This window comes from Novosphingobium sp. SG754, assembly GCF_013149315.1.
Taxonomy (GTDB): Bacteria; Pseudomonadota; Alphaproteobacteria; order Sphingomonadales; family Sphingomonadaceae; genus Novosphingobium; species Novosphingobium capsulatum.
Genome location: NZ_JABGCC010000001.1, coordinates 36,875 through 49,764 on the forward strand (window position 1 = coordinate 36,875; position 12,890 = coordinate 49,764).

Here is a 12,890-nt window from a genome sequence, read left to right on the forward strand (position 1 = left end):
CGCAATGGCCGCCGGCGCTCGCCAGCAGTGGCGCAGCGATCGCATGGCGGTGCCGCGGCAAGCCCCCGACATTGCCGCATCAGACCGCGCACCGCGCCGTTGAGGTCAGTCTCAAAGCGCCGGTTCGAACACCGCATTGAGATAGGCCGCGATCCGCACCCCGGCGCGCTTGAGGCGGTCCTCGATCTCGGGACGGTGCTGGTAGGCGTAGCTCCACGACAGTGCCGGGTCGGTGGGGTAGATGGTCTTGCTTAGGGCCACGCTCTCGCGGATCCAGACGTGCGGATCGCGCTGGTTCCAGGCCACCACCTGGGCCGGGGTGATCGCGCGGGCGAGCCAGCCGGCATATTCGGAATAGGACAGGCCCTGCTGCTCGATCAGGGCCGAGTCCCACACGCTGTGGAGGTTTGTCGGCTTGCCGAACCAGGTGACCTGGACGGTATTGCCGCCACGATCGGTGCCGGCGCCGGCGTGCAGCGGCTGGTGCAGATCGCCGATGATATGGACGATGAAGCGCAGGGCCATGCGCCGCTGTTCGATCGGCACTGACGGGTCGCGCAAGGTCGCGGTAAACCGGGCGAGGGCTGTCATCGCATCGCCTTCGGGCGGGGCGTCACTGGCGACATAGTCGTCACCCTTGACCGTGACATAGTGCCACGGGCTGGCCTGCTTCTGCCAGAACGGGTCGGGATCGGATTTCATCTCGTCGGGCCAGGTTGCCGCCTGGGCCAGGTCTTCCGAGCCGAGTAGGAGGTGGACTTGCGCGCGCGCCAGGCCACTGAGGTTGGCATCGGCGATCGCGCCGGTGATGCGATGGCCTTCGGGACCCCAGGCGTGGGCGGGCGAAGCCAGCGCTAGCGAGAGAACAACCATCAAGGATCGGCGCATGCGTCTGTTCTCCAAGGAGATTGCGATCGGGCGTCGTTAGCGGGGCTCCGCGATGGGGACAACGGCGCTGCGACAGGGCGCAGCGCTACGGGCTTGGTCGCTTGTCGCATGGACCGCGCTGAGGCCACTGATGCGACTGCTGCTGGGTAGGTCAACCTCGTCGTCACAGAAGAGCGTGCGGCAGAGAATCTGCGCTAGACTGGCCGATTGTACGCCAGCCTGAGAGAGCGGCAAGTAGCTGTTGCCTTTGGTGAATTTGCTGCCTTCTTAAGAGGCCTTGCCGCGCTGGCATCGGGCCGCGCGGATTGAGCAAGGCGCGTGATGTCCAGTCCCTCTTCCCTTTCCCGCAGCGCGTCGCCCGAGCATGCTCCTGGTGCATCGCGTGGTACGCGAATGCTGCGCACTGCATTCGGGCCGCGCATTTGCGCCTGGCTCGATGACCCCGCGGTGGTTGAAGTCATGCTTAACCCTGATGGCCGGCTGTGGCTCGACCGGCTTGGTGAGGGGCTGGTGGCAACGACCGAAACCCTTTCAGGCGAGGATGCCGAGCGCATCGTCCGGCTTGTGGCGCACCATGTCGGTGCTGAAGTTCATGGCCGGGCTCCGCGTATCTCGGCGGAGTTGCCGGAAAGCGGAGCCCGTTTCGAAGGCCTGCTGCCGCCGGTGGTGGCCGCGCCGAGCTTTGCCATTCGCAAGCCCGCCAGCGCGGTCTTTACGCTGGGCGATTATGTCGCAGCCGGCATTTGTCGCCCCGACCAGGCCGAGGCGCTGCGCAACGCGGTGGCATCACGTGCCAACATTCTCGTGGCGGGTGGGACTTCGAGCGGCAAGACCACGCTGGTCAATGCGCTGCTCGCCGAAGTGGCGCGCTCGCCCGACCGGGTCGTGTTGATCGAGGACACCCGCGAGCTGCAGTGCACCGCGCCCAATCTCGTCGCCCTGCGCGCGGGCGATGGTATCGCCACGCTGTCCGAATTGGTCCGTTCGGCGCTACGGCTGCGGCCAGATCGCATTCCCATCGGCGAAGTGCGCGGCGGCGAAGCGCTCGATCTCGTCAAGGCCTGGGGCACCGGTCATCCCGGTGGCATCAGCACGATCCATGCCGGATCCGCGCTCGCGGCTTTGCGCCGCCTCGAACAGCTCATCCAGGAACGCGTCGTGACGGTGCCGCGCGCCCTGATTGCCGAAACCATCGATGTCATCGCGGTGCTGGTTCGCGACGGGCCGGCCCGCCGCCTTGCCGACCTCGTCGCCGTCACCGGCCTCACGCCCGATGGCGATTACCAGCTTGCTCCGCTCCCGGCGGCCGCGACGCGTGCCCCTGCCATCTCACTTGAAGGAACTCTGCCATGACCACGCCTTGTCGCATCGTGCCGCGTCGCTGCCTTGTCCCGCTGCTGCTGCCTGCCCTGCTGGTGGCATCGGCGGGCACAGCCCAGGCATCGGGTGCCTCGATGCCCTGGGAAGCGCCGCTGCAATCGATCCTGGAATCGATCCAGGGGCCGGTTGCCAAGATCATTGCCGTGATCATCATCATCGCTGCCGGGCTCTCGCTGGCGTTCGGCGATACCTCGGGCGGTTTCCGGCGCCTGATCCAGATCGTCTTCGGTCTCTCGATCGCCTTCGCCGCCTCGTCTTTCTTCCTCTCATTCTTCTCATTCGGCGGTGGGGCAGTGCTGTGAGCGAGGATGCTCCCGATCCCGCCATCGTTCCCGGCTTTGCCGTGCCGGTGCACCGCGCCCTGGTCGAGCCGATCCTGCTTGCCGGCGCGCCGCGCGGCCTGGCGATCATCAATGCCACGCTGGCCGGTGCGGTCGGGCTGGGCTTGCGGCTGTGGCTGGTCGGACTGGCCCTGCTGGCGGTGGGCCATGGGCTTGGCGTCTGGGCCGGACGCCGCGATCCCCAATTCGTGGACGTCGCGCGGCGCCATCTGCGCTTCCCGGCCTATTTTGCGGTGTGAGGGTGTCATGATGTCGCTGCGCGAATATCGCTCTGGTGCGAGCCGCCTTGCCGACTTCCTGCCCTGGGCTGCGCTGGTCGCGCCGGGCATCGTGCTCAACAAGGACGGCAGTTTCCAGCGCACGGCGCGCTTCCGCGGTCCCGATCTCGATTCTGCCACCCCGGCCGAATTTGTCGCCGTTACGGCCCGGCTCAATGCCGCGCTGCGCCGCCTCGGGTCGGGCTGGGCGATCTTTGTCGAGGCCGCGCGCGATCCGGCGCGCGGCTATCCCGACGATGCCTTTCCCGATCCTGTCTCGGCCTTGGTCGAGCGCGAGCGGGCGGCCCAGTTTGCGGAGCACGGCGCCCATTTTGAAAGCCGCTATTACCTGACGCTCACCTGGCTGCCGCCGGCCGAGGACGCCGCGCGCGCTGAAAGCTGGCTGTTCGAAGGCCGCGCAGGGCAAAGCAGCAATGCCAGTGACTGGCTCCAGGGTTTTGCCGATCGCACCGAGCGCTTGCTGCGTCTGGTCGAGGGGTTCCTCTCCGACGTCGCCTGGCTCGATGATGCGGCGACGCTGCGCTACCTCCATGCCTGCGTTTCGACCCGTCGCCACGGGGTGCGCGTCCCCGAAATCCCGGTCTATCTCGACGCGCTGCTCGCCGACGAGCCGCTGGTCGGTGGCCTCGCGCCGCGGCTGGGCGCCGCGCACTTGCGTTCATTGACCGTGATCGGATTTCCGTCGGCGACCTTCCCCGGCATTCTCGACGAGCTCAATCGCCTGGCCTTTGCCTACCGCTGGGTGACCCGCGCGGTCATGCTCGACAAGACCGATGCCACGCGCCTGCTCGCCCGCATTCGCCGCCAGTGGTTTGCCAAGCGCAAGTCGCTGGGCGCGATCGTCAAGGAAGTCATGACCAACGAGGCGGCTGTCCTGGTCGATAACGATGCTGCCAACAAGGCGCTCGATGCCGACCTGGCGTTGCAGGAACTCGGAGCCGATCATGCCGGCGCCGCCTATGTCACAGCGACGGTCACGGTGTGGGACGAGGATCCGACCCTGGCCACCGAGAAACTGCGGCAGGTCGAGAAAGTGCTGCAGGGCCGCGATTTCACGGTGATCAGCGAGACAATGAATGCGCTAGAGGCGTGGCTCGGCACGCTGCCCGGCCAGGTCTATGCCAATGTCCGCCAGCCGCCGGTCTCGACGCTCAATCTCGCCCACATGATCCCGTTGTCGGCGGTCTGGGCCGGGTCCGACGAAGATCTGCACTGGCACGCTCCGCCACTGTTCCATGCCCGGACCGAGGGCACGACGCCATTTCGCTTCGCGCTCCATGTCGGCGATGTCGGCCATTGCCTGGTGATCGGCCCGACCGGTGCGGGCAAGTCGGTGCTGCTGGCGTTTATGGCCCTGCAGTTTCGCCGTTATCCCGAGGCGCGGATCTTTGCGTTCGATTTTGGCGGAGCGATCCGTGCAACCACCCTGGCGTGCGGCGGCACCTGGCAGGACCTGGGCCAGACCATCATGGGCCAAGCCCCAGCCAGCACCAAAAGCATGGAGCCTCCCGAGCGTCTTGGCCTCGCGCTGCAGCCGCTGGCGCGGATCGACGATGCAGCCGAACGGGCCTGGGCGCTCGATTGGCTGCTGGCCATCCTCGGCGGCGAAGGCATTGTCGTCGATCCTGCCATCAAGGCCCATGTCTGGAGCGCGCTGGTCTCGCTGGCCTCGGCCCCGCCGGTGGAACGCACGCTCACCGGGCTGACCATTCTGCTCCAGCGCCAGGACATCAAGCAGGCGCTCGCGCCCTGGTGCCTGGGCGGGGCGTTTGGCTCCCTGCTCGATGGAGAGCACGAAGACCTTGGCGAAGCGACGTTCCAGTCTTTCGAGACCGAGGGGCTCGCCGGTTCGCCGGCAGCACCGGTGGTTCTGGCCTATCTCTTCCACTGCATCGATCGCCGGCTCGACGGTGCGCCGACGCTGATCATCATCGACGAAGGCTGGCTGGCGCTCGACAGTCCGGCCTTTGCCGCCCAGCTGCGCGCCTGGCTCAAGACCTTGCGCAAGAAGAATGCCTGCGTGGTTTTTGCCACGCAGAGCCTTGCCGATATCGCCGGATCGACCATCGCGCCGGCCATTATCGAAAGCTGCCCGACGCGGCTGTTCCTGCCCAATGCCCGGGCCCGCGAGCCCCAGATTCTCGGGCTCTACCGCCGTTTCGGCCTCAACGATCGCCAGATCGCGATCCTCAGCGAAGCTACGCCCAAGCGCGACTACTACTGCCAGTCGCGCAGCGGCAACCGCCTGTTCGAACTCGGGCTGGGCGAGATTGCCCTGACCTTTGCCGCAGCCGGCGGGCCGCGCGACCAGCAGGCGATCACCGCATTGGCCGAGGCCGGGGCAGGCACGCCTTTTGCGCTCGCCTGGCTGCGCGCCCGCGGCCTCGACTGGGCCGCGGAACTGCTCCCTGAAATTCTGCCACCTGCTGCGGAGAACCTGCTGCGATGAGTGTTCATCTGGGGCGCGCGCCGCGCGCTGTCACCGCATGGCTGGGAGCCAGCCTGCTGGCCGCCTTGCCTGGGCCAGCCCAGGCCCAGTTCAGCGGCATCGTCTATGACCCGTCCAACTACGCGCAGAACGTGCTCACGGCCGCGCGTGCCTTGCAGCAGGTCAACAACCAGTTGCGCCAGATCGAGAACCAGACCCAGTCGCTGCTCAACGAGGCGCGCAATCTCGCCAGCCTGCCGCTCTCGCTGGTCGCGCCGATCCAGCAGCAGCTCGACCAGACCCGGCAACTGCTGCGCCAGGCGCAGCGACTTAGCTACAATGTCGATACGGTTCAGTCGGGCTTTTCCGCCCGCTATCGCGCGATCGACCTGTCGGCGTCCGACCAGGCGCTGGTCACTGGTGCGCAAAGCCGCTGGCAAGACAGTGTTGCGGCATTCGAGGATGCGCTCAGGACCCAGGCTTTGACGGTCGGCCATCTCGATACCACGCGTCAGTCGCTGACCAGTCTGATGCAGGCGAGTCACGATGCCACAGGCGCGCTCCAGGCCATCGAAGCGGGCAACCAGATCCTGGCGGTGCAGTCGCAGCAGCTTGCCGACCTTGCTGCGACGTTAGTCGCCCAGGGGCGCGCCCAGACTCTCGACGCGGCGGCGGCAGCTGCGGCCAAGGCCCAGGCGCGCGAGCAGTTGCGTCGGTTCCTGGCTCCCGGCCGCGGCTATGTCGCTGAGCCCGTCACGCTGTTTCACGAGTAACCGCCATGGCGCACCCCCGTGTCCATCGCATCCTGCTGCTCGGCTTGCTTGGCCTCGCCGCGATGATGGCGCTGATTGCGGCGCTTTTGCCGGCACCGCGCAGCGACGAACCGGGCGCTTTGCCCGATCCGCGACCCGTTGTCGTAGCGCCGCCGTTCGGCGCTCCCTCCGAGCGGCGTTGCACCACGATCGCGCCGAACGACCCGGCCATGGCATCCTGCGCGGCGTTGTGGGACGCCCGCCGTCGCCGCTTTTTTGGTCTGCCCACGCGCCAGTCCGCCGGGGCAGGGCCGGCTGCCGCTCCGTCGCCGGCGAAGGAGGCCTGGTGACATGAACGGCACCGGCATCATCGACCGCTTTCTCGCGGTCTTCTCGCGCTACATCGACAGCGGCTTTGGCCTGCTCCATGGCGATGTAGCCTTTATCGCCAGCACGCTGGTCGCGATCGACATCACGCTCGCTGCGTTGTTCTGGGCCTGGGGCGAGCACGAAGACATTCTTGCCCGTCTGGTGCGCAAGACCTTGTTCGTCGGCATGTTTGCCTGGCTCATCGGCAATTGGAATCATCTTGCCAGCGTGGTCTTCGCCAGCTTTGCCGGACTGGGCCTCAAGGCCAGCGGCACGGCCACGACCACCGCGCAACTGCTCCAGCCCGGCCGCATCGCCCAGGTCGGGCTCGATGCCGGCCGCCCGCTGCTCCAGGCGATTTCCGACCTCATGGGCTATGTCAGCTTCTTCGAGAACTTTGTGCAGATCGTCGTCCTGCTCGGTTGCTGGGTCCTGGTAGTGCTCGCTTTCTTCGTCCTCGCCATCCAGCTGTTCGTGACGCTTGTCGAATTCAAGCTCAGCACACTGGCCGGCTTCGTGCTCGTACCGTTCGGGCTGTTCGGCAAGACTGCATTCCTGGCGGAACGCGTGCTCGGCAACGTCGTGGCTTCCGGGATCAAGGTCCTGGTCATGGCCGTCATCGTCGGGATCGGCTCGACGATCTTCGGTGAGTTTACCGCCGCCATCTCGGGCACGCCAACGCTCGAGGACGCGATGACGCTGGTGTTGGCCAGCCTGACGCTCCTGGCGCTCGCGGTCTTCGGCCCAGGCATTGCCAGCGGGCTGGTGTCGGGTGGCCCGCAGCTCGGCGCCGGTGCGGCGGCAGCCACTGTGCTAGGTGCCGGCGGGCTTGCTGCGGGTGGCGCTGCTGCCGTTGGCCTTGCCGGCGGCGCGGCAGCCGCCGCGACCATGGGCACGCTGCGCGGCGTCAGCGCGGCCGGGACCGCCTACCGCGAAGGCGCGGCGGGGCATGCCGGGCTTTCTGGCGTCGCACACGGGCTTGGCCAGATTGGCAGCACGGCTGCGCGCGGGGCCACGGCACCGTTGCGCAAGGCCGGCGTCGGATCAGGCGAGGGTGGGCGGAGTGAACCTGCTCTAGCCAAGGGCGCGGGCGCATCTGCCGAACCGGCCAGTCCACCGGCCTGGGCGCGCGCGCTGCGCCGACGCCAGGCGCTGGGGCAGGGCGCGATGATGGCCGCCCACACGCTGCGCAGCGGCGACAGCCAGGGCGCCGGTACCAGCATCGACACTTCGCAGAGGGAGGATTGATCCATGTTTCGGCGTTCCTCGATCCGCTATGCCACGACCCCAGAGCCGGTCACGCCCTACCAGCGCGCCGCGCAGGTCTGGGACGAACGGCTCGGCTCGGCCCGCGTGCAGGCGCGCAACTGGCGCTACGCCTGTCTGGCCGCGCTTGGCCTGTCCGGTCTGCTTGCTGCGGGTCTTGTCTGGCAAGGTGCCCGCGGCACGATCGTGCCATGGGTTGTCGAAGTGGACCGGCTCGGCGAAGTCCGCGCGGTGGCGCCCGCTCAGGCCGGGTACCGGCCGACCGATCCCCAGATTGCCTACCAGCTTGCCCGTTTCATCGAGGATGTGCGCAGCCTCCCGGCCGACCCGGTGGTTGTTCGGCAGAACTGGCTGCGGGCCTATGATTTCGTGAGCGACAGCGGCGGGCAGGCGCTTGGCGCCGATGCGCGCAGTAACGATCCCTTCGCGCGGATCGGCAAGGAGCAGGTCGCGGTCGACGTGACCAGCGTGGTGCGCGCTTCACCCGACAGCTTTCGCGTCGCCTGGCGCGAGCGCCATTATCGCGATGGCGGCCTGGCCGATACCGAGCAATGGAGCGCGATCCTGACCATCACGCTCCAGGCGCCGCGTTCGGCCGATGCGCTGCGCAAGAACCCGCTCGGGCTGTTCATCACCGCTATCAACTGGTCGAGGGAGCTTACGCCATGACCTGTCTGCCTGACTTTGCCTGGTCTGCCCTTTGCGCGCGTCTGCGCCGCTCTATGATCACGCCTCTGGTGTCGCTACTGGCCATTGCGCCGCTTGGCGCCGCGAGCCAGGCAGCGCGTGTTGCCGCAGCCCATCATGGCGTTGCGGCGCAGTCGGCAGCATCCGTGCGCGTGGCCGCGGCCACTGGCGCGGCGCGCGTCGAGCCCGACCCGCAGGGTTTTGCCAATGCTATCCAGCGCTATGCATTTGCGACCGGTGCGCTGTACCAGGTCTATGCCAGCCCCGGCCATGTGACCGATATTGCCCTGCAGGATGGCGAGCACCTGGTGGGCAGTGGGCCAGTCGCGGCCGGCGACACGGTGCGCTGGCTCATCGGCGATACCACCAGTGGCGCCGGGGTGGCCCAACGGGTGCACATTCTGATCAAGCCAACCCGCAACGACATCACCACAAACCTGGTCATCAATACCGATCGGCGCACCTATTATCTCGAGTTGCGCGCGACACCCTCGACCTGGCTCGCTGCGGTGTCGTGGACTTATCCCGAGGACGAGCTCGTTGCCCTGCGCGCCCGTGCCCAGGCCGCGCAGCAGTCCACACTCATTGCAGCGGGTATCGATCCGGGTGCACTCGATTTCCGCTACAGGATCGGCGGGGATAAGCCGCGCTGGCGGCCTGATCGGGTCTTCGACGATGGCCACCGGGTCTACATCGCCTTTCCTGCAGACATTGCCGCGGGCGACATGCCGCCGCTGTTTGTCACTGGGCCTGGGGACCAGGTCGAACTGGTCAATTACCGCGTGGCTGGTCGTTTTCTGGTGGTCGATCGCCTGTTCGATCGCGCCGAACTGCGGTTGGGCGACCGCAAATCGGCGCAGCGCGTGACGATCACCGCCCTTGCCAGGAAGGCACGGTCATGACCGCTCGGGAGCGATCGCAACGCGCTGTTGCAGATCATGGCGCCACGGCGCCCGACGGCGAGTCCGCCGGCGAACCCGATGGCGAAAGCCCCGCTGCACAGAACCAGCAGGCGTCCGACGGCGCCGCGCCCCATGATCGGCGCGGTGGCATACAAGTGGCGGCCGCAGCCATGGTCCGCCTGCGTCCCGCTTGGCCTGTCGTCGAGCGCCTGTCGTCCAAGGCGGTCCTCGCTCTGACGGCGACGGGCGCCGCTCTTGTTGCTCTGGCTTTTGCCTTCGGGCTGCAAGGCGGGCGTGCATCGTCAGAGGCGGACACGCCACCGGTCGCGTCTGCCCAGCCTGGCAATGTGTTGGCCAAGGCACCGCGCGATTACACCGAGGTTCCCCGGCTTGCTTCCGTCCTGCCCGGTGATCAGGCGCAAGCTGGTGACCAGTCGGACCCGCGCAGCGGTTCGACCAGGCCCCATGACCAGCCCATGGCGGAAAAGCAGGGGAGCGGACCAGCCGCACCGCCGGCTGGACCGAGCGGTGATAGCCTTGCCGCGGCACGGCAGCGCCGCCAGGCCGAGCGTGATGCCGCGCGCCAGAGCCGCCTGTTTGCCAGCGAAGCGGTCCATCACGGCGACAACTTGGCAGAGACGGGTGGCGTCAGCAGCCAACCCGCTGCCGGTGTGATACTCCCTGCCGCTCAGCCGGGTTCCGCGCCGCCATCGGTGACGGACGCGCGCCAGGCCTTCCTGGATCGCCCGGGCTCGGCGTCGACCATCTCGGCCGCGCGCCTCGTGCCGCCGGGTGGCCAGGCGGTGCTGCAGGCCGGCAGTGTCATTCCGGCTGCGCTGATCACCGGGCTGCGCTCCGACCTGCCCGGCCAGATCACCGCGCAAGTGACTCAGAACGTTTATGACAGCCTGTCCGGCACGCAACTGCTCGTTCCGCAAGGCGCGCGTCTGATCGGCGAATACGACGCCGCCATTGCAGCCGGACAGCGCCGCGCCTTGCTGGTCTGGACACGCCTGATCCTGCCCGATGGTCGCTCGCTCGACCTTGCCCGGTTGCCCGGCACGGATCCGGCCGGGCAGGCCGGGCTTGAGGATCGCACGGATTTTCACTGGGGTGGCATCATGCGCGCGGCTGCGGTCTCGACGCTTCTCGCAGTCGGGGCAGAATGGGGCAGCGATAGCGACAATGCGCTGGTCCGCGCTCTGCGCCAGGGCGGACAGGACAGCGTCAACCGCGCCGGCACGCAGATCGTGGCGTGGGCGCTCGACGTGCCGCCCACCTTGACGATCCGCCCCGGCTATCCGGTGCGCGTCCTGGTGACGCGTGATCTCGTGTTCGAGGCCAGCGGAGCGACGCCGTGAGGCGCCGGGTCCTGGCTGCCATTGCCAACGGACAATGGTATCATCTGTGTCTGACGCTTGTGCAACGTCAGGCGTACCGGCGGCGGCGCCATGCCCAATTGCCAAAACGGATTGGATCTTTGCCGACGAGTATCGTTGCCCCTGGCAAGCCACTGGAGACATTGCGCCTCAGCCCTTGTTGGATGTGGCATGCAACAGCTGCCGATAGCCGCCGGCAACCAGGGCTTCGGCGGTGCTCAGCAAGCGATGAACCTGACGACGCTCAGCGCTCGTTGTCCAGTCAATCGCGCGATCGAAGCGCCCACCGGGGAATACCACGGCTTCGGCGAGCTCGCGCATGCTGGTGGCGGGCTGCGCCCGGCGGGCATCGAGCAGGCGCAGCAACAGATCGAGGCGATGACGCTGGTACGCGCTAGGCCTGTCAATCGTATCCCAGCCAGCAGTGCGTCCGTCATTGAGCAGGTTGTGGAGGCGTCCCAGTGCGCAGCGGCGCAGTCGCCAATGGCGATCGGGCGTGGCAAAGCATGTCAAGTGCAGCCAATCGTCGCTTTCCGGCAAAAGTAAGCGTAACCAGCCATTGCCGGCGCGTACGGCCATATGATGGGGCCAACTGGTCGGCGCTGGCGATGCTGCATAAAGGCTGGCGCTGAGCGCAGCGCGTGACAGGCCGGGCGTGCCGGGCGGCGCCGCGACCAGGACCAGTGTGGCGGGATGCCATGTCGGCTGCCAGAGTGCCGGCATGGCGTGGACTGTAGCATCGGGATTGAACGGAAAACGCCAGGCCCCATGCTTGGGCCCACCCCCTTCTTCGCGCGCGACCGTGGCGCTGCATGCCCAGCCAGGCCGCGCGATAGGCTTCGTTCCTGCGCAGGAATTCCTGGGCATAGCTGGCAAAGTCACAGGCTGGATCGGGCACGACCATTGTGGCGCTCCTTGTCTCGGAGACGCAGCATGGTCATCGCTATCGTGCGCAGCCATTCCCCGGGCGAGGAGGGGGGCTCCCCTGTTCTTGGTATAGACAGGGCATGCCCATGAGGGTGGCAGATCGGCGAAAAGACAAGCCGTTCAATTCGCACGGCAAAATCGCAAAGGTCTGGTATCGTGCGCGCGGTCGCTTGCCGTATAGTCGATAATCAGCCGGGTGGTCGGCGCGCATGTCCAGGCGTGATGCTAAAGGTGCCGACAAGACGTCCCAAGAACGCTCTTCCACCGCCCGGCTGTCTTGCCGCTTCGTCGTACGGCAGCGAGATTGGAGATGTTGCCGCCTTTTTTGCCCGGCTGATAAGCTCATCCTGATCCGAGCGCGGACCGAAATGACGGCACGAGAAAGCGCTCCTTTCGCGCAACGGCGGGCTGCTGCCTGGATTTGAGGCGAATATCGTGATCGTGGACCTTGAGCGCGAAAACGTGCTGAATTCCACCGATCTGCAATCGAAAGGTAATTCCTCCCTCTTCCAGGGCTGCGTGGCACAGGGCGCGCCAATCTAAACCTTGGTGCGCGGCTGACTTCGTGTTGCGAGACCAGCAGTTTTGCAGCGACGCCAAGGGTCATGGCCGCAATTTCGGTCGCAGACGTCTGCTGGACGCGGTCTTGACCCTTGTTGACATTTGCAGGCTCGCGGTCCTGCCAAAATCGGGTATCTATGGCATTTGGGGTGCAAACTAGGAGTGTCTTCATGCGCAAGCTTGCAATCGCTTTGACCGCAGCCATGGCTATGGCTGCTACGCCGCTCGCAGCCTACGCAGCCCCCTGCAAGGACGCCAAGGGGCGCTTCGTCAAGTGTCCGGCTGCCAAGCCAGCCCCCAAGAAGCCGTGCCGGGATGCCAAGGGCAAATTCATCAAATGCCCGCGTTAACTAACATGGTCCCCGGCGCGCTAGGTCGCGCCGGGGGGCCGACGTGTCGGTTCCGTCATTCATGCTCTGTGAATGGCCAGTTTTCGCGGTGTGCTTCTAACTGAAAATAAACCGATTATAAAATGGTTATGCGAGGTTGGGCCTCGCATCCTGTCCGGGCGACACAAGGAGTCGCACCAACCGGAAAGGACTGAACCATGAATGACCGTGACCAGACCGACACCGCCCTGATCGACCTCGGCGATGTCGCCACCGTGACCCGCGGCCAAGCGGTGGCCCGGCAGGATGCCAGCATCGGCCAGCAGAGCTTCGCGCTCGGCATCGTCGAAGACTGATCCTCCCACTTGGGCGCGGGCCGGAACCTGACCGGCTCGCGCCCTCA

General features: G+C 66.7%; 14 protein-coding genes and 1 pseudogene. 12 read left to right on the plus strand and 3 right to left on the minus strand.

The window, feature by feature from the left end; genetic code table 11:
- Window positions 1-111 precede the first annotated feature (111 nt).
- Complete coding sequence (locus FHW97_RS00195) at window positions 112-888, minus strand: S1/P1 nuclease (protein ID WP_171797705.1); 777 nt, start codon at window positions 886-888, stop codon at window positions 112-114.
- Window positions 889-1,209: 321 nt separating this feature from the next.
- Between FHW97_RS00195 and trbB the strand changes: the two genes are divergently transcribed.
- From trbB to FHW97_RS00245, 10 genes are read left to right on the plus strand one after another with little or no spacing between them, the layout of a single operon-like run.
- Complete coding sequence (gene trbB, locus FHW97_RS00200) at window positions 1,210-2,241, plus strand: P-type conjugative transfer ATPase TrbB (protein WP_171797706.1); 1,032 nt, start codon at window positions 1,210-1,212, stop codon at window positions 2,239-2,241.
- Complete coding sequence (locus FHW97_RS00205; RefSeq protein WP_171797707.1) at window positions 2,238-2,570, plus strand: TrbC/VirB2 family protein; 333 nt, start codon at window positions 2,238-2,240, stop codon at window positions 2,568-2,570. The genes trbB and FHW97_RS00205 overlap by 4 nt, the downstream gene beginning before the upstream one ends.
- Window positions 2,567-2,848 (plus strand): VirB3 family type IV secretion system protein, encoded by a 282-nt coding sequence (locus FHW97_RS00210; RefSeq protein ID WP_171797708.1) that lies wholly within the window; start codon window positions 2,567-2,569, stop codon window positions 2,846-2,848. Before FHW97_RS00205 ends, FHW97_RS00210 begins: the two co-directional genes overlap by 4 nt.
- A gap of 7 nt (window positions 2,849-2,855) precedes the next feature.
- Window positions 2,856-5,336, plus strand: coding sequence for a conjugal transfer protein TrbE (gene trbE, locus FHW97_RS00215; protein ID WP_171797709.1), 2,481 nt, complete (start codon window positions 2,856-2,858; stop codon window positions 5,334-5,336).
- Entirely contained in the window at window positions 5,333-6,088 is a 756-nt protein-coding gene (gene trbJ / locus FHW97_RS00220) for a P-type conjugative transfer protein TrbJ (protein ID WP_171797710.1), read from the plus strand. Before trbE ends, trbJ begins: the two co-directional genes overlap by 4 nt.
- Window positions 6,089-6,093: 5 nt before the next feature.
- Window positions 6,094-6,417, plus strand: coding sequence for a putative entry exclusion protein TrbK-alt (trbK-alt, locus tag FHW97_RS00225; RefSeq protein WP_171797711.1), 324 nt, complete (start codon window positions 6,094-6,096; stop codon window positions 6,415-6,417).
- A gap of 1 nt (window position 6,418) precedes the next feature.
- Window positions 6,419-7,684, plus strand: coding sequence for a P-type conjugative transfer protein TrbL (trbL, locus tag FHW97_RS00230; protein WP_171797712.1), 1,266 nt, complete (start codon window positions 6,419-6,421; stop codon window positions 7,682-7,684).
- A gap of 3 nt (window positions 7,685-7,687) precedes the next feature.
- Complete coding sequence (gene trbF, locus FHW97_RS00235) at window positions 7,688-8,371, plus strand: conjugal transfer protein TrbF (protein WP_171795489.1); 684 nt, start codon at window positions 7,688-7,690, stop codon at window positions 8,369-8,371.
- Between the two features lie 53 nt (window positions 8,372-8,424).
- The gene (trbG, locus tag FHW97_RS00240) at window positions 8,425-9,291 is read left to right on the plus strand and encodes a P-type conjugative transfer protein TrbG (protein WP_253941496.1); all 867 of its coding nucleotides are present in this window, start codon (window positions 8,425-8,427) and stop codon (window positions 9,289-9,291) included.
- Complete coding sequence (locus FHW97_RS00245) at window positions 9,288-10,652, plus strand: TrbI/VirB10 family protein (protein ID WP_253941497.1); 1,365 nt, start codon at window positions 9,288-9,290, stop codon at window positions 10,650-10,652. The genes trbG and FHW97_RS00245 overlap by 4 nt, the downstream gene beginning before the upstream one ends.
- A gap of 168 nt (window positions 10,653-10,820) precedes the next feature.
- Here the strand turns inward: FHW97_RS00245 and FHW97_RS00250 are convergent, their stop codons facing one another.
- Both FHW97_RS00250 and FHW97_RS22310 read right to left on the minus strand, forming a co-directional pair.
- Window positions 10,821-11,393: a DNA -binding domain-containing protein gene (locus FHW97_RS00250; protein WP_022676513.1), complete on the minus strand. Its 573-nt coding sequence runs from the start codon at window positions 11,391-11,393 to the stop codon at window positions 10,821-10,823.
- A gap of 43 nt (window positions 11,394-11,436) precedes the next feature.
- Window positions 11,437-11,574, minus strand: a pseudogene (locus FHW97_RS22310) (transcriptional regulator domain-containing protein); the annotation flags it as partial.
- A 754-nt stretch (window positions 11,575-12,328) separates the two neighbouring features.
- Between FHW97_RS22310 and FHW97_RS00255 the strand changes: the two are divergent.
- Together FHW97_RS00255 and FHW97_RS00260 are read left to right on the plus strand one after the other, a co-directional pair.
- Window positions 12,329-12,508: a hypothetical protein gene (locus FHW97_RS00255; RefSeq protein WP_171797714.1), complete on the plus strand. Its 180-nt coding sequence runs from the start codon at window positions 12,329-12,331 to the stop codon at window positions 12,506-12,508.
- Between the two features lie 197 nt (window positions 12,509-12,705).
- Window positions 12,706-12,843, plus strand: a complete 138-nt coding sequence (locus tag FHW97_RS00260; protein WP_156306644.1) for a hypothetical protein — start codon at window positions 12,706-12,708, stop codon at window positions 12,841-12,843.
- The last annotated feature ends 47 nt before the right edge of the window (window positions 12,844-12,890 follow it).

Bases quoted from the DNA above. Each gene is read 5' to 3' on its own strand.
- FHW97_RS00195 (WP_171797705.1), bottom strand. From the start codon at position 888: ATGCGCCGATCCTTGATGGTTGTTCTCTCGCTAGCGCTGGCTTCGCCC.
- trbB (WP_171797706.1), top strand. From the start codon at position 1,210: ATGTCCAGTCCCTCTTCCCTTTCCCGCAGCGCGTCGCCCGAGCATGCT.
- FHW97_RS00205 (WP_171797707.1), top strand. From the start codon at position 2,238: ATGACCACGCCTTGTCGCATCGTGCCGCGTCGCTGCCTTGTCCCGCTG.
- trbE (WP_171797709.1), top strand. From the start codon at position 2,856: ATGATGTCGCTGCGCGAATATCGCTCTGGTGCGAGCCGCCTTGCCGAC.
- trbJ (WP_171797710.1), top strand. From the start codon at position 5,333: ATGAGTGTTCATCTGGGGCGCGCGCCGCGCGCTGTCACCGCATGGCTG.
- trbK-alt (WP_171797711.1), top strand. From the start codon at position 6,094: ATGGCGCACCCCCGTGTCCATCGCATCCTGCTGCTCGGCTTGCTTGGC.
- trbL (WP_171797712.1), top strand. From the start codon at position 6,419: ATGAACGGCACCGGCATCATCGACCGCTTTCTCGCGGTCTTCTCGCGC.
- trbF (WP_171795489.1), top strand. From the start codon at position 7,688: ATGTTTCGGCGTTCCTCGATCCGCTATGCCACGACCCCAGAGCCGGTC.
- trbG (WP_253941496.1), top strand. From the start codon at position 8,425: ATGATCACGCCTCTGGTGTCGCTACTGGCCATTGCGCCGCTTGGCGCC.
- FHW97_RS00245 (WP_253941497.1), top strand. From the start codon at position 9,288: ATGACCGCTCGGGAGCGATCGCAACGCGCTGTTGCAGATCATGGCGCC.
- FHW97_RS00250 (WP_022676513.1), bottom strand. From the start codon at position 11,393: ATGCCGGCACTCTGGCAGCCGACATGGCATCCCGCCACACTGGTCCTG.
- FHW97_RS00255 (WP_171797714.1), top strand. From the start codon at position 12,329: ATGCGCAAGCTTGCAATCGCTTTGACCGCAGCCATGGCTATGGCTGCT.
- FHW97_RS00260 (WP_156306644.1), top strand. From the start codon at position 12,706: ATGAATGACCGTGACCAGACCGACACCGCCCTGATCGACCTCGGCGAT.